General features: G+C 56.7%; 16 protein-coding genes. 2 read left to right on the top strand and 14 right to left on the bottom strand.

What is annotated here, in order from left to right:
* Positions 1–207 precede the first annotated feature (207 nt).
* From ACP6EK_RS04300 to ACP6EK_RS04250, 11 genes are all read right to left on the bottom strand, one after another.
* Positions 208–987 carry a creatininase family protein gene (locus ACP6EK_RS04300; protein WP_438318390.1) on the bottom strand — a complete coding sequence of 260 codons (780 nt, stop codon included), beginning with the start codon at positions 985–987 and terminating at the stop codon, positions 208–210.
* The gene (locus ACP6EK_RS04295) at positions 960–2,378 is read right to left on the bottom strand and encodes a trimethylamine methyltransferase family protein (protein WP_438318387.1); all 1,419 of its coding nucleotides are present in this window, start codon (positions 2,376–2,378) and stop codon (positions 960–962) included. The genes ACP6EK_RS04300 and ACP6EK_RS04295 overlap by 28 nt, the downstream gene beginning before the upstream one ends.
* A complete protein-coding gene (locus ACP6EK_RS04290) occupies positions 2,375–3,466 on the bottom strand; it encodes a Gfo/Idh/MocA family protein (protein ID WP_438318384.1) in 1,092 nt (363 codons plus the stop codon). The genes ACP6EK_RS04295 and ACP6EK_RS04290 overlap by 4 nt, the downstream gene beginning before the upstream one ends.
* A gap of 53 nt (positions 3,467–3,519) precedes the next feature.
* Positions 3,520–4,911 (bottom strand): ABC transporter substrate-binding protein, encoded by a 1,392-nt coding sequence (locus tag ACP6EK_RS04285; protein WP_438318381.1) that lies wholly within the window; start codon positions 4,909–4,911, stop codon positions 3,520–3,522.
* 72 nt (positions 4,912–4,983) lie between these two features.
* A complete protein-coding gene (locus ACP6EK_RS04280) occupies positions 4,984–6,090 on the bottom strand; it encodes an ABC transporter ATP-binding protein (RefSeq protein WP_438318378.1) in 1,107 nt (368 codons plus the stop codon).
* Between the two features lie 11 nt (positions 6,091–6,101).
* The gene (locus ACP6EK_RS04275; RefSeq protein ID WP_438318375.1) at positions 6,102–7,202 is read right to left on the bottom strand and encodes an ABC transporter ATP-binding protein; all 1,101 of its coding nucleotides are present in this window, start codon (positions 7,200–7,202) and stop codon (positions 6,102–6,104) included.
* Positions 7,203–8,030 carry a carbohydrate ABC transporter permease gene (locus tag ACP6EK_RS04270; protein WP_438318372.1) on the bottom strand — a complete coding sequence of 276 codons (828 nt, stop codon included), beginning with the start codon at positions 8,028–8,030 and terminating at the stop codon, positions 7,203–7,205.
* A 9-nt stretch (positions 8,031–8,039) separates the two neighbouring features.
* The gene (locus ACP6EK_RS04265) at positions 8,040–9,011 is read right to left on the bottom strand and encodes a carbohydrate ABC transporter permease (RefSeq protein WP_438318369.1); all 972 of its coding nucleotides are present in this window, start codon (positions 9,009–9,011) and stop codon (positions 8,040–8,042) included.
* Positions 8,995–9,228 carry a putative signal transducing protein gene (locus tag ACP6EK_RS04260; protein WP_438318366.1) on the bottom strand — a complete coding sequence of 78 codons (234 nt, stop codon included), beginning with the start codon at positions 9,226–9,228 and terminating at the stop codon, positions 8,995–8,997. Before ACP6EK_RS04260 ends, ACP6EK_RS04265 begins: the two co-directional genes overlap by 17 nt.
* A complete protein-coding gene (locus tag ACP6EK_RS04255) occupies positions 9,225–9,923 on the bottom strand; it encodes an L-ribulose-5-phosphate 4-epimerase (protein WP_438318363.1) in 699 nt (232 codons plus the stop codon). The genes ACP6EK_RS04260 and ACP6EK_RS04255 overlap by 4 nt, the downstream gene beginning before the upstream one ends.
* Positions 9,916–10,395 carry a flavodoxin family protein gene (locus ACP6EK_RS04250; RefSeq protein ID WP_438318361.1) on the bottom strand — a complete coding sequence of 160 codons (480 nt, stop codon included), beginning with the start codon at positions 10,393–10,395 and terminating at the stop codon, positions 9,916–9,918. Before ACP6EK_RS04250 ends, ACP6EK_RS04255 begins: the two co-directional genes overlap by 8 nt.
* Positions 10,396–10,464: 69 nt before the next feature.
* On the opposite strand from ACP6EK_RS04250, the gene ACP6EK_RS04245 reads away from it, so the two are divergent.
* Positions 10,465–11,277: a LuxR C-terminal-related transcriptional regulator gene (locus tag ACP6EK_RS04245; protein ID WP_438318358.1), complete on the top strand. Its 813-nt coding sequence runs from the start codon at positions 10,465–10,467 to the stop codon at positions 11,275–11,277.
* An 86-nt stretch (positions 11,278–11,363) separates the two neighbouring features.
* Positions 11,364–12,602 carry a 2,4-dienoyl-CoA reductase gene (locus ACP6EK_RS04240; RefSeq protein WP_438318355.1) on the top strand — a complete coding sequence of 413 codons (1,239 nt, stop codon included), beginning with the start codon at positions 11,364–11,366 and terminating at the stop codon, positions 12,600–12,602.
* Here the strand turns inward: ACP6EK_RS04240 and ACP6EK_RS04235 are convergent.
* From ACP6EK_RS04235 to ACP6EK_RS04225, 3 genes are read right to left on the bottom strand one after another with little or no spacing between them, the layout of a single operon-like run.
* On the bottom strand, positions 12,589–13,578 hold the full coding sequence (locus ACP6EK_RS04235; protein WP_438318352.1) for an ABC transporter ATP-binding protein: 990 nt from the start codon (positions 13,576–13,578) through the stop codon (positions 12,589–12,591). The genes ACP6EK_RS04240 and ACP6EK_RS04235 overlap by 14 nt on opposite strands.
* Before the next feature lies 1 nt (position 13,579).
* Complete coding sequence (locus tag ACP6EK_RS04230; RefSeq protein WP_438318349.1) at positions 13,580–14,503, bottom strand: glycine betaine ABC transporter substrate-binding protein; 924 nt, start codon at positions 14,501–14,503, stop codon at positions 13,580–13,582.
* A 12-nt stretch (positions 14,504–14,515) separates the two neighbouring features.
* Positions 14,516–15,160, bottom strand: coding sequence for an ABC transporter permease (locus tag ACP6EK_RS04225; protein ID WP_438318346.1), 645 nt, complete (start codon positions 15,158–15,160; stop codon positions 14,516–14,518).
* Positions 15,161–15,164 lie beyond the last annotated feature (4 nt).

Genomic DNA, 15,164 nt, shown 5'->3' with positions numbered 1-15,164 from the left:
CCATCGACCTCCCTTCGGCAAGAAATCCCTCAAGAGGAATACTCTGAAGAAGCCAGAGGAGTTCCCGAGGAACGCAGAGGAGAAACCGGAATATCTCTTCAAAGAGTGCTTGATTTTTGCCAGGATGCGCAGTATCATCTTCTGCGGTTTGGGTGCACCCGGGGAGTCAGCCGGGATACAGGTTCAAGACTCCCCAGGCCCCCCTCCTTAGTGCCGTTTGGGCAAAGTAGCAAAGACTTCCTCTATTTCTATTATAAGCCTTGTACAGGACTCGACAAGCTCCCTCAGGAGATTTTTCCCAACTTCTTCAGTGGCGGGAAGGGGGTCTCCCCACACACCGCTTGTTGTCACCTTGAAAAGCGACCCGGGATGGGTCAGAAAATACGCCACGTGCACCGGAGATGGCAAGGGAGAGCGGGCAAGAAACTCTGCCTTGAGATTTTCTCTTCGCACCAGCTCGCCACAGACGGCAAGGCAAAGCGCTGTCTCCCCAAAACCGGCATGGAGCCCCCGTCCTCCTTCGGTAAACACCGAGGCGGCCTCGCCTGCGAGTCCCTCCCAGTAGGAAAGGGTGTAAGCAATGGTTTCTGGGGGGAAGGAAGGCGCGACTTCTGCCAGAGCATAGGCAATGGCGTAGAGGTTATCGTAATGACCGTTGAGGAAGACGATTTTCTTCCACCCTCCTCGGGCAAGGGACAGGGCGATGTCCTGGATCACCTGGAAGTAGGTCTTGAGAGAGAGTTCAATGGTTCCCGGAAATCCCCGGTGAGGGTACGAAAGACCGAAAAAGAGCGGTGGAGCCACCACTGCGTCACAGCGTTCGGCCAAAAGTTTCGCCACCTCAAGAACACAGAAGGTGTCCGTCGCTGTGGGGAGATGTTCCCCATGCTGTTCGGTAGAACCACAGGGAACAATAACCCTTCCCGAAATTTCCCTCCGCTTTTCAACCTCCCAGGCCGTCATTTCACCCCAGAGTACCCTTGACATGACTCATCCTCCCGGGACAAAAAGCTGTCAAGCCGCCGGAGTTTCTCTTCCTCAAGAAGCGGAAGGGGCAGGCAAAACACCTCTTCCAGAAAAACTCGGACACGCTCGAGGATCCCCTCTTCCGCACGGAAGGCCCCCCGAAAGCTCAGGGAAGGGACCCAGAGTTCCTCTCGCAACCACCGTACCGTGTGTGAGAGCGGCAGGAAAGAGCCTTCCCGAACACCCTCATCTACCACAGAAAGCGCCAGAGTATCCTCATCGATGGAGAACCCCCGCACCACACGCTTACAAAAGCCAATGAGCTCGTTGTCAAGGGCAAGTTGCCGGAGACTTCCTCCCTGGTCACTGCCCACAATGCCCATGTGCCCAAAAGTTGTGGCCCCGGCAAGCATCCCAAGGATGAGCGTTACACCTTTCTCCCATCCGTTCTGAGGGTCGAAAGCGCAGCTATCCGTAAGCCCCACATTGACGTACACCGGGAACCCATATGATGCCCCAAGCTCAACCATGGCCAAACTCAAAAGCCCCTGCTCCGGAGAACCAAAGGAAATCATCCCGGTCCTTGGATCGATGACATGGGGAATGCCCCCATAGCAAATAGGGGTCCCGGGACGAAGGAGTTCAGCAATCACAACACCGGCAAGAATTTCGGCATTCTCCTGGGCGAGAGTCCCCGCCAGGGTCACAGGACCAGTGGACCCTGCTTGAACCATCGGCCCAATCATGACCGGAAGTCCTAAAGCCACCGCCTCTTTGAGAATGGCAAGGCCTTCTTGAGGAAAACGCAGAGGGCTTATCGGCTCAAGAAAGGCGAAAAGACGAGGTTCATCCCGGGCTGCCTCTTCACTTCCCGCGCACACCACGCTCATGGCAAAAACGGAGGCGAAATTCTCCCTTCGGGAAAACCAGAGGAATACCGGTTTATCGGTTCGGGCAAAGAGTTCCCGGGCCATGTACACTTCTCTTTTCTGGGGAGGGTACTCGGAGGGGAGAAACAGTCCTCCAACCACATCGATGTGGGGAAGGTGATGGGCAAGGTGAATCGCTTGGAGGAAGTCTTCTCTCCTGGGTTCCCATCGCTTCTTACCATCAAAAAGGGCAAACTGTCCGGGAGAGGAGCAGAAAACCATTGCCCCCGGAGCAAAGGTAACCGATCTTTTCCCATCCCGCCCGTACAGGCGGAAGGATTTCCCTGCCTGTGCAATACTCCTTTCCACAAGGGTCGCAGGCAAGAGAACCCGGCCATCCTTCTTTTCCCCGCCATGGGCACAGAGCAACGCCACAATCTCTTCATCAGGGACCAGAACACCAACCTCGGAAAGCATTCGCAGCGACGTCTCATGGAGGCGGGCAATCTCCTGAGCACCGAGAAAGATCACCCGGGGGTTCATAGGTTCCTCAACCAGAGGTCAATGGGTTTGCGGACCCCCCGCGCCTCAAAGGGGAAAGCCATCTTCTTCCCTTCCCCTGCCGAAGCGTAGGCAGCGCAGATGATTTCAAGGACCGCCCGGCCATCCTCCCCAGTTTCCCTCAGAGTCTCAAGACCCAGGACACAGCGGGCAAAGTGCTCCATTTCCTGAGGAAATCCGTAGTTCCAGATCTCCTCATACACCGTGAAGGTCCAGCCCTTCGTCGTCGGGGCTTTCTCCACCGCGTACCCGTACCCGTATTCGCTATAGGTCACAAGGGAAATCCCCATGTGGAGCACGGCATAGGTCACACCGCCTTCGCCGTAAATCTCCGCCCGATCGTCCATTCCGCCTCGCTTGGCCCAGCTATTTTCGATAACGGCATAGGCGTCGTTCTCAAACTCCACGATGGTGACCGCCTCGTCATCACCTCGAGTTTTCTCCCGATGCACATAGGTCCCAAGGTGGGCATAGACGCTCTTCACCTTTGGCTTTCCCAGGACAAACCGGGCAAACTCAATCCCATGGCACCCCATGTCCATAAGGACGCCGCCACCGGAGCGTTCCACATCCCAGAACCAGTCCGAATGCGGCCCGAAGTGCTTCTCACTTTGTTTGACGAGGTACACCTTCCCCAAAGCCCCCTCATCAACGAGCTCCTTGGCCCGGACGTACTTGGGGGTGAAACAGAGTTCCTCGGCGTAGAAGAGAAAAACCTTGTTCTCCCTGCAGACCTCGATCATCCGGTCGGCTTCCTCAAGGTTCATGCAGAGCGGCTTCTCGCAGACCACGTGTTTCCCGCTCTGCGCTGCGTCAACGGTCATCTGGGCGTGGAGGTAGTTCGGGGCACAGATGGTGACCATATCGATATCTCTGTCTTCGAGCATCCTCCGGTAATCGGTGTAGAAGCGAGGAATGCCAAAACGCCTCGCAAAGGCTTCGGCGTGCCCTGGGGTTGGGGAAGCAACGGCCACAACTTCCGCAACGTGGGGAATCTTCTGAAAGGCGATGGCATGGATTTCCGCCTCAAAACGGGAACCGATAATGCCAACCCGAACCCTGTCCGGCATATTCTTCCCTCCCTCAAAAGCAGAGGGGAGGGTATTTGCCCTCCCCTCTGCTTTTACTGGTTCTTCGGGTTATTCGGGCTTGTGTCGAGCACCTGTTGCTGCAGAAGGGCAATGTTGTCCAGGGCTTCCTTGGGGGTCTTTTTCCCGATGTAGGCAAGATTGAGTTCACGCTGTTGGATATCAAGGAGCTCGGCGTACTCGGGCCACGTCCAGACATCCCGGGCAATACCCTCAATAATCGTTCGGATGGAAGCCCACTTCGGTTCGAACTGCTTCTGGTACTCAAGAAGGTCTGTGCGGGCACTGGCGTACCCAGCGGTTGGGTCATCGACGAGCATCTTCTCAATTTCGTAGGATTTCAGCCACTGCAGGTAGAGCCAAGCTTCTTTCTTGTGTTTTGAGAATGCGTTAATGCCAATGCCCTGGGAGCCAAAAGTGGAAGCCCGGCGAATCTGGCCGGTTTGTGGATCCCGATACCCGGGCATGACGGTGTAGCCCCATTTCCCAGCGGTCTTCGAGAGGGCGGGGTTATCGGCGACGTTGGCGAAGCTCACCCAGGTGAACCACATGGCGCATTTGTCCTGGGTCGCAGCGTTCATAATTTCATCCACGAACCAGTTGGCCGTGGCCGGGTCAACCACCTTGTGTTTCAGGTTAAAGTCCACAAAGAACTGGAGCGCCTCCACCGCCCGGTCGGAGTTGATAATGCCCTGAGCCGTCCAGGTCTTGGGGTCCCAGAGTTCCGCTCCAAAAGAGAAGTGGAAGGGGAGCCACTGCTGGGTGATACCGTCACTCAGGCGCGTGGCGTACCAGGCCATGCCATAACGGTCGATCTTCCCATCACCATCAAGGTCCACGGTGAGTTTTTTGGCGTACTCCAGCATCTCATCCCAGGTATCGGGGGGCCCGGGAATACCGGCCTCTACATAGAGGTCCTTACGGTAGCTGAAAATCAGCCCCCCACAGGTCCAGGGAAGTCCGTAAAGGGGTTTATCGGCGTAGTTCTTCCAGGCCTCCCCGGGAAGCAAAGCATCGTCCCCCAGGGTAGGGAACTTCCCGATGTAAGTGGCAAATCCCTGGATGAAATCTTTCTCGAAGTTGATGGTGCTTTCCGGCGAGAACAGGTACTCTGGAGTGTCAAGGCGCTCCAGCCCTCCCGCAAGGACCATCTCTCCAATCCACTGGCTGTCGTACTCGAAAAGGTCGTATTCGTCGCTTTTGCTGTCGATAATCTCCCGAATCTTGTACTCCACAAACTGGTATGGCGGACTTTCAATGACCACCTTGATGCCCGTCTTCTGGGTGAAGATTTCATTGGCCAGGCGTTGCTCCACAGGTGTCTGCGGCCAGGGAAGGCTCAGAATTCGCAGGGTAACCTCTTCCGCAAATACCACACCACTTCCCACAAAAAGCACCACTACAACCCACAAAAGCCACCGTTTCACCTTTCTCGCCTCCTTTGCAAAGTGCTCTCCCCACACCAAAAGCGCAAAATACCTACGTTGTTTGTGTTCCTTTCACCCCCTTTCTTCAAGTCGCCTTTCGGTCCTGGGGTCAAAGAGATGCCAGAAGCCCTCCTCAAAGCGCACCCCCACCCGCTGCCCCACTTCAGGCGTAAAGCCAAGAGTATCGCGGCGAAGACGGGCTTTGAAGGTCACGTCTTCCCTTCTCAAGGTGAGAATGTACTCGTTGCTCTGAGGCTCAACAACCTCAAGCGTTGCGGCAAAAGCTCCGCTTTCAGGTTGCGGCAAGCACAGGACGTTCTCCGGCCGGACCCCAAGGATGACCTGTGAGATACCTTGCCTTCGCAGAAACGCCCCTTTCCGGGCGTCAAGGGGAAGCGAAAACGCTTGGGAAACAAGGAAAACCCGACCGTCGTTCTCCTGAACCTCAAGGGAAAAGAAATTCATCCGGGGCGTGCCGATGAATCCAGCGACGAAGAGATTCTCAGGCCTCTCGTACACCTCCTCAGGAGTCCCCACCTGTTTTACCTCGCCGAAATCCATGACCACCATGATATCGGCTACCGCCTGAGCTTCGGTCTGGTCATGGGTGACGTAAACCGTGGTGATGCCCAGGGTCTCCTGAATCTTCCGGATTTCCGCCCGCATTTCCACCCGGAGTTTTGCGTCGAGGTTCCCTAAGGGCTCATCGAGAAGGTAAATCTTCGGCCGGCGCACCAGAGCTCTGCCCAGAGCCACCCGCTGTTGCTGACCTCCTGAGAGTTGGCCCGGATAGCGGTCAAGAAGGAACTCCATGTGGAGGAGCCGGGTCACTTCCTCGATGCGTCGCGCCATCTCCTGTGGGGAAAGTTTCTCCGCGTAGAGAGGGAACATCCAGTTCTCCCGAACGGTCATGTGCGGGTACAGGGCAAAGGTCTGGAAACACATGGCCACATTCCGCTCTCCAGGAAGGATGTGGAGGGCCGGTTTCCCCTCAAGGTACACCATACCGCGCTCGGGTTTTGTGAGCCCTGCAATGACCCGGAGTACCGTGGTTTTCCCGCACCCGGAAGGACCGGTGATCACGCACAGCGACCCCTCAGGGACAGTGAAGCTCACGTCCTTGAGTACCACGTTTTTCCCGTAGCGGACCCGGACGTTCTCCAGGCAAATCTCCGACATCCTATCCCCCCTCAGAGAAGACGCTTCTCCGTCACCGGGTCAAAGACGTAGAGGTAACGGTCTTCAAAGAAGACCCGCATCCTCTCCCCTCCCCGGGGAGACCCCGGAAGGTTGCGTTTCTCAAGCCGAACTTTAACGATTCCCTCACCCACCCTGAGGTCGATGATGTACTCATTGCTCTGGGGCTCGACCACGTATACCTCACCGGTGAGCGTATTCTCCTCCTTTTCCTCGGGGGCAAGAACGAGGTGTTCCGGACGAATCCCAAGGATAACCTCTTCCTGCGGTACGCTGGCCAGTTGCTTCTTAAGTCCTTCAGAGAAGCGAAGGTGCACGCCATTCCCCTGAAACGCAAGCCTTTCTCCTCGCACAAGGACTCCCCGCAGGAAGTTCATAGCCGGCATGCCGATGAATCCTGCCACGAAGAGGTTCGCCGGATTCTCGTAAACCTCAATGGGCTTCCCCACCTGCTGTACCCGTCCCTGGTGCATCACCATGATCTTGTCCGCAAGACCCTGGGCCTCAGTCTGGTCATGGGTGACGTAAATGGTGGTGATTCGGAGTTCCTGCTGGAGCTTGCGGAGATTCGCCCGCATTTCCACCCGGAGCCGGGCATCGAGCTGGCTCAGCGGTTCATCCATGAGGAAGAGCCGGGGTTTGCGGATGAGCGCCCGGCCGATGGCCACACGTTGTCTTTGCCCTGCAGAGAGCTCCTGAGGGTACCGGTCGAGGAAATCCCCAAGATGCAGGAAATGGGCAATCTCCTCCACACGCCTTGCAATTTCTCGCCGGGGAAGACGCCTGGCCTGAAGGGGAAAGGCGAGCTGCTCCCGGACAGTCATGTGCGGGTACAGGGCGTAACTCTGGAAAATCATGGCCACGTTCCGGTCTCCAGGGTAGAGGTCGTTGATGACCTGCCCATCGAGGTAAATTTTCCCTGAAGTGGGTCGAACGAACCCCGCAATCATCCGGAGAGTTGAGGTCTTCCCGCATCCTGAAGGGCCAAGGAAGACACAGAGCTCTCCATCTTCCACCACGAGGTCCACGTCCCGAACCGCATGGGTATGCTTTCCATACCAGAGGTTGAGCTTCTCGAGTACCAGAGTCGCCATCTACCGCATCCTCCCGAAACTCATGCCCCTGATGAGCTCGTTCCGCACAAACACCGTGAACACCACAACGGGAATCATGAAAATCACCGCCGCTGCAGAAATCCTTCCCCAGTCAGTCCCAAGAAAGGTTTGGAGCTTTGCCAGTCCCACCGGGGCCGTGACGGCTTTCCTTGTGGTCAGGGTCAGGGCCACAAGGAATTCGTTGAGCGACTGGATGAGGCAAAAGATGGCGGTGGTGGCCAGTCCGGGCCGGACAAGGGGGAGGCTCACCCTGAAGAACACCTGTGCAGGAGAATACCCATCGAGCTTTGCCGCTTCCTCAAGCTCTACGGGAATTTCGTCGAAAAAGCCCTTGAGGACCCAGATGGAAAAGGAGATGTTGAAGATGCAATACACGAGAACAAGCGCCAGGGTCGTGTCAAGAAGCCCCAGAGAACGGAAAAGAAGGTAGAAGGGGATGACCACCGCTATAGGAGGTAGCATCCTGAGCGACAGAATCCAGAAGAGGATGTTGTCGCTGCCCCGGATAGGATACCGGGAGAAACCATAGGCCGTGAGACTGCCGAAAACCAGGGAAACCCCGGTGGAAATCGCCGCAACGAGGAGGCTGTTTTTGAGCTGGTACATGAAGTCAGAGTGGAGAATATCCCGATAGTTCTGAAGGGTGGGGAGGAAAATCCACTTTGGCGGGAGCACAAAGATCTCCAGGCGGGTCTTTAAAGAAGCGAGGACAACCCACACCAGGGGGAACATGAAGGCCAGAGTAATCCCCAGGGTAATGACCAGGAAAACGACTCGCCGAACGAGCGCTTTCGTTTCTTCACGCATACTGACCCCTCACAACCCGGTATCCACCATCTCCCGGGGGATTTTCCTACGGGGACTCAGGATTTTGAGGAGCATGTTCACCAGAACGTTGACAATAATCACAACAAACCAGGAGATGGCCGAAGCCACCCCAACTTTGAAAAAGGAAAAGAGGTTCCGGTACCCGAGAAGCGAAAGCGTGGTGGTGAGGTCTCCCGGCCCTCCACCAGTGAGGATGTAGGGGACGTCGAACATTTTGAGGGTATCGATGGATCGGAAAAGGACTGCAAGGAGAATGGGCATACGCAGATACGGAAGGTAGATGTTCCGAAAACGCATCCAGGGACTTGCCCGATCAAGGGTCGCTGCCTCCTGGAGTTCCTGGGGGATAGTGCCAAGACCAGCAAGAACAAGGAGCACCACAAAGGGCGTCCACTGCCAGACATCGGTAATGATGATGCCCCAGATGGCAAAACGAGGGTCGGTGAGCCATTCCACAGCCTGAAACCCGAGCCGCTCCAGGAAAAAGTTCACAAGCCCAAACGTCTGGTCAAGGAGCAACCGCCAGAAAAGACCGGCCACAAGAGGGGCAAGCATCATGGGAAGGAAAATGAGGACCCGGAAAACACCCATTCCCGGAACTTTCTGACTCAGGGCAAAACCAAGGAGCAGTCCCAGCCCCATCTCAATCGCAAGGCACGTCAGGGTGATGCGAAGCGTAACCCAGGTCACCAGCCAGAACTGCTCACTCCGGAAAAGGTGTGCGTAGTTGCCAAAACCGATGAAGCGGGGTTCCCGACCACGAACATAGTCGTAGAAGCTGATGCGCACCGAGTACACAAGAGGGAAAAGCACCATGAGGACGAGGAACACAATGGTGGGAAGAAAGAGGAGTAGCTGAAAACGCCGCTCCTCACGTCGCCGCCGCCTCACAAGGACATCGATGTGCTCTGCCAAATTCCCCCCTCCTTCAAGGGCAATGATATTATACCCTTTCCTCACCCCTTTCCTCAAGCCCCGCCAGAATCCCCCGGGCCCTGGCAAAACTCCCCTCAGGGACCTGGACCTCAAAAGGTCCCGTGTCACCAAAGTAAGCTGTTCCTCCGTAAGGACTCGTGGCAGGCCTCAAGAGCACCCGAATGCCCTCTGCCTCAAGGTACCCCCGGATGAGCTCCGCCTCCATGCGATTCGCCACCACCTTAAGGGTTCGGTACCTCACGTTTCCCTCCTCTGGCCGTAGTATGCTCCTGGCCCGTGCTTTCGGAAAAAGTGCTTCTCAAGAAGTGCCCGGGGAATGCTCTCTAACGTGGGATTCAAAAGCAAAGCGTAATAGGTGGTTTTTGCCACCTCCTCAAGCACAACGCTTGCATGGACCGCATCCATAGGATCTTTCCCCCAGGTGAAGGGACCGTGACCGGCCACAAGTACCCCGGGAACCGCCTCGTAGTCAAGATCCCGGAAACACTCCACGATCACCCTGCCTGTTGCCCGCTCGTACCCCTTTTCAATCTCCTCCCGAGTCAGGAGGCGGGTGCACGGAATAGGACCAAAGAAGGTATCCGCTTGAGTGGTACCAAGGCAGGGGATGCTCCTTTGCGCCTGAGCAAAGACACAGGCCCAGGAAGAATGGGTATGGGCGACCCCACCAATTCTTTCGAAGTTCCTGTAGAGCTCAAGGTGCGTCGGAGTATCCGAGGAGGGGTTGAGTTCCCCCTCCACCACCTTTCCTTCAAGGTCCACCACCACCATGTGTTCTGCTTTCAGCGCTTCATAGGGGACACCACTTGGCTTAATGACCACAAGACCTCGTTCCCGGTCAATCCCGCTCACGTTCCCCCAGGTGAGCAGCACAAGTCCCTGACGCTGCAGTTCAAGATTTGCCTGCCAGACCGCTTGCTTGAGCTCCTCAAGCATGGTTTTCTCCTCCCTCTGCCACGAGTATCCTCAGGAAACGGGCGAATTTCCTGGCCTCCTCGAGCTCTTTCTCTCCGGGTTTACCCCGGTTGATCCCTCCAAACACCCGCAGCACCCCAAAGGTATCATACCCCTTGCAGGTAAAACTCCCAAGAACATTGAAACCCTTTTGCCTCAGGAGTTCCTCAAGGGGTCGGTTGGCGCTGGCTCTCCCCAGGCCACTTGTGGAAAAGACGAACGCCTTCTGCCCCTGCCTACAGGACAAGCGCTCCACAAAAGCAATCAGTCGCCCGTGGAATTTCCCGAAGTAGATTCCAGAGCCAAAACCCACAAGGTCAAAGGCCGCAAGGTCTTCTGGCGCCAGTTCCTCAGGCTCCCGGATCTGGCTTTCGAGTACCTCTCCCATGGCCTGGGCCACACGGCGGGTATTCCCGTGGTGAACCGACACAACGACGATGAGGCTTTTCACCATTTTCTCCTTCTTGCCTTTCTCCTTCCCTTTCGGTATTCTAAAGGAAAAACACAAGGAGGGGAACCCCTCTTGGACATCCTGAGCATTCCGGGTGAGATGCTCGATACTCCGGAAAAGGGCGTGAGCATTCTCGACACTTCCTTTCGCATCCTTGAGATGAACACCACCATGCATCGGTGGTACGCTCATCGGAAATTCCGTCCTGGCGAGAAATGCTACAGGATGTACCATGGGAGAAACACTCCCTGCACTTTTTGTCCTGCCCGCAACGCCTTCCAGGAAAGGCGTGTTGCCACGGGAATCGTTCCCTACCATGGACCGCAGAGGGAGATCCGGGGATGGCAGAAGCTCATTGTTTTCCCGCTCTGCAACGGGGACGGAAAGATTGTCGGCGTCATTGAGTACGTGGAGGACATCACGAGAGAAAAGGTGCTCGAAGCGGAAGTGGAAAAGCTCAAGGTCACCGAACGCTTCCTCAAGGGGCAAGTCGCCCTGCTTGGGGAGCTCCTTGAAAAGGAGAAGGAGGAGAAACGCCGCCGGGAAGAGGAACGCCGGAGGCTCTTTGCCACCGGTATTCGTCCGCTTCTTTCTCTGCTTCGAGAAACCCTCCCCTCCGAGGTCCAGAGAATGCTCCTTGACACCCTCGAAAAAGCCTTGGATAGCTTCTGCGGGGGACAGGACGTCCTCCAAGTGTTTTCTCTAACACCCCGGGAATGGGAGGTCGCTCGGCTTCTCGCCCAGGGATTAACGAGCAAGGAAATCGCCGAGGTCCTTTCGGTTTCCAAAAAGGCCGTGGACTTCCACCGAGGGAACATCCGGAAAAAACTGGGAATCCAGAAGACGAAGGAATCACTCTTTGCCGCTTTGCAACGCTCGGGGTAATCCTGGGATTTCCCAGGGATTTTTCTGGTATTCCCTTCCGAGCCTCTCCCCCTTATCCTTAAGGAAAAAGGAGAGGAGGGAAACTCATGGAAACGTCCCCTCTTTTCACCCCTATGACCATCGGGAGGAGGGAGGCCACAAACCGCCTGGTCATGAACGCCATGGAGTGCTGCGATGCTGATGAACTCGGTAACCCCTCTCCCCGAACCTACCGGCGCTACGCCAGGCTCTTTGAGGGGGGTGCAGGGGTGATCTTCCTTGAGGCCATCACCATAAGCTACGAGAGCCGGGCCCGCCTGAACCAGCTGAGCATCATGCCCCACAACGCCAAAGCCCTCGAGAAGTTCGTTACCAAGATGAAACGTGTGAACCCGAAGCCGCTTTTCATCTTCCAGCTCACCCACGCAGGAGAGCTGAGTAACCCCGAGTTCTCCCGAAGGGTCTGCGTAAAGCCTCTTCCAGGCCTTGGCGGGGACCTTCTCAGCGAAGAGGACGTTGACGCCATCATTGACCAGTTCGTCCTGGGCGCAAGGATTGCCTATGACGCAGGGGCCGATGGTGTTGACGTGAAGCTCTGCCACGGGTACCTTGGAACCCAGATCCTGCGTCCTTACAACGATCGTCCCTGGAAGTACGGAGGACCGTGGGAGCGGCGGCGGCAATTCGCCTTTGAAATCTACGAGCGGATACGCAAGGCGATCCCCGACCCGAATTTCCTTTTGGGCTCCAAGGTCACCATGTGGGAGGGCATTCCAGGAGGACAGGGTTGCGCCGGTCCAGACACAGCCATCATGGACCTTTCTGAGCCCCTGGATCTCCTCCGGGGTCTCAAGGAACGGGGGGCGAACTTCATCCTCGTCTCGGCGGGAAACCCCTCGCTCACCATTGCCCTGGCGCACCCGGACAAACGTATCCCCGACTACGCTTACCTCCACCACTTCTTCCAGAAAGAGGCCCGAAAAGTCCTTGCCCCGGAAGTCGTCACCATGGGGTCGGCGTACTCTATCTTCCGGGACGGGAACAATAATTTCCTCGGCGTAGAACGGGAAAAGAGCTCCCTGCTCTACTGGGGGAAGAAAAACATCGAAGACGGCGTGGTGGACATGATCGCCATCGGCCGGCAGTCTCTGGCAGACCCCCTCCTCCCCAAAAAGCTCCTTGAAGGAAAGACTGAGGAGGTCCGGTGGTGCACGCTTTGCGACGCCTGTATGGAACTCCTCATCCGGCAACAGCCCACCGGATGCGTGGTGCACGAGAAAGAGTACGCTGAAATCCTCCGGGAGACCCGCAAAAAGTACGGCGTTTTGAAATTCAAGCACACGTGAAGGAGAGTTTTTCCTCGAGATACCGGTGGAGCAAACGGCACAGGTCCTCGAACTCCAGAATCCCCACCACACGGCCTGTGCCGTCCTCAGTAACCACAAGGGTTCTCCTTGATGCAAGAACCATCCGGTGCAGGGCGTCTTCCAAAGACGCAGAAACGGGTACAGAAGGACAGGTACCAGGGAGCTCCTGGACTTTCCGGAGAGGTGCATCTCCGACCCGGATCGTCCGGAGCACCTGAACGATGCCTCCCCTCCCCAGGAATTCCTCCACGAAGGGGTCCGGGGGAGCAAGAAGGAGTTCATGCGGTCGACCCACCCCAAGCATCCGCCCCCCTCGCATGACCCCAAGGCGGGTAGCAAGCTTCAGCGCCTCCTCAAGGTCATGGGTCACAAAGAGGATGGTCTTTTTGAGCTTTCGGTGGAGTTCCAGGAGTTCGTCCTGGAGCTTCATGCGGGTAATCTGATCAAGCGCCCCAAAGGGTTCATCCATCACAATGAGCCTTGGGTCAGCCGCCAGGGCCCTGGCCACCCCAACCCGCTGGCGCTCTCCCCCGCTCAGCTCTCCGGGGAAACGCCGCAGGTACGATTCATCAAGGCCGATGACCCCAAGGAGTTCCCGGGCTCTCTGCCGACGAACCTGCAGGGGGACTCCCATAATGGCCAGAACATAGGTCATGTTCTCTTCAACGGTGAGATGAGGGAAAAGCCCTATTTGCTGAATCACGTAACCGATGCTGCGGCGAAGTACAATGGGGTCCCATGACCGCACATCCTGGCCATAGACGAAAATCCTCCCCGAGGTGGGCTCAAGGAGCCGGTTCACCATTTTGAGGAGCGTCGTCTTCCCACACCCTGAGGGACCGATGAGGCAGAAAAACTCCCCTTCCTCAACCTCGAAGGAAACCCCCTCGAGGGCCCGGACACCTCGAGCATACTCCTTCGTCACTTCCTGGAAGGCCACAACCGGATGCCCCAAGTCAGAGAAGCCCCTCTCGTGCTAAAAACTCCCGGGCCACGTCTTTCGGGTCCCGGCGTTCCTCATCCACGAGGTAATTCATCTCGGTCATCTCCGCATCGCTGATCTTCCCCTCAAGGAGCCCAAGTACCCTCCCAACCTCAGGGTAACGGTCAAGGACTTCCTTCCGAACCACCGGAGCACAGAAATAGGAGGGGAAAAATTGCCGATCGTCTTCGAGTACCACGAGATCGAACTTCCGCAAAAGCCCATCGGTGGAAAAGGCGTTGATGACGTCGACTTCGTGGGAGACAATCGCCGGGTACTTCAGGGCAATGGCCATCTGCCGTGTGGCCTTGAAGCGGAAACCGTAGGTCCTGACGAGATTCTCATAGCCATCCTGGCGTTCGAAAAAGTCCGGCTCGGCCCCAAAGACGTACCGCTCGGAAACCCGGGCAAGGTCGGAAAAGGTCCGAAGCCCATCCCGTTCTGCCGATGCTCTTCGAACCGCAAGGGTAAAGGTATTGTTGAACCCGAAAAGGGGCAACCACACAAGGCCAAAACGCTCCTCGTACTCTCGCTTCACTGCTTCATAGAGTTCAAGGGGATCCCGGATGATCTCCCGGTGCTTCAGTACCTCCTGCCAGGCAGTCCCGGTGTACTCAGGGTAAAGGTCGATCTCACCGGCAAGGAGTGCCGGGTGGAGAATGGAGGTTGTTCCCCCCTCAATAATCCGCCGCTCAACGGAAAGCTTCGTGTGGCGGCGCAAAAGCTCTGCCATGATTTCCGCAAGGATGTAGGACTCGGTGAAGGGTTTGTTGCTCACCACGATTTTCCCCGGTTCTTCTGCCTCGGCTAGGGAACGGATGCACCACCCCTGCGTAAAGCCAAAACCCTCACCCAAAAGCAAGACCACGAAAAGTCCCACCACGAAAAAGCGCTTCATACTACCCTCCTTTCATAAGCGTAAACGCCTCATGAGCCGCCTTTCCAGGACAGCGAACACCCCGTCAGCCCCAAGGGCAAGTGCGGCGACCAGGAAACTCCCAAGCACGATGAGCTCAGGGTAGTAAGAGGTGATGCCACGGAAGATGAGCACCCCAAGACCCCCTGCACCGATGAAGGCGGCAATGGTGGCCATGGAAATCGTCATCACCACAACGGTCCGGAGCCCAGCCACAATCACCGGGAGCGCCAAGGGGATCTGGACCCGCCAGAGCAACTGCCAGTCGGTGCTCCCCATGCCCTTTGCGGCCTCCACGATGGCCGGATCCACCGTCGTGATGCCCACATAAGTATTCCGTACAAGGGGCAAAAGGCCATAGATGAAGAGAGCAAAAAGCGTCGGTCGCAGGCCGATGCCAAAAAGGGGAATCATGAACCCAAAAAGGGCCAGAGCTGGGATGGTGTAGAGGACGCCGGTTGCAGCGACAACCCAGAAGGCCACACGCCGGAAACGGGCAATGAGGATGCCCAGGGGGACACCGCAGAGCGCAATGAAAAGACAGGCCAGAAGGGAAATCACCACGTGTTCCCAAAGACTCGAGAGCACCAGGGCTTTCCGCTCTACTGCAAGGAGCAGCACCCGAACGAAGAACGCCACCGTT

Source organism: Candidatus Caldatribacterium sp. SIUC1 (assembly GCF_051549785.1).
In the GTDB taxonomy this organism is placed as follows: domain Bacteria; phylum Atribacterota; class Atribacteria; order Atribacterales; family Caldatribacteriaceae; genus Caldatribacterium.
The sequence above is the reverse complement of the archived record's forward strand: the minus strand, read 5'-3'. Positions and strand labels throughout refer to the sequence as shown.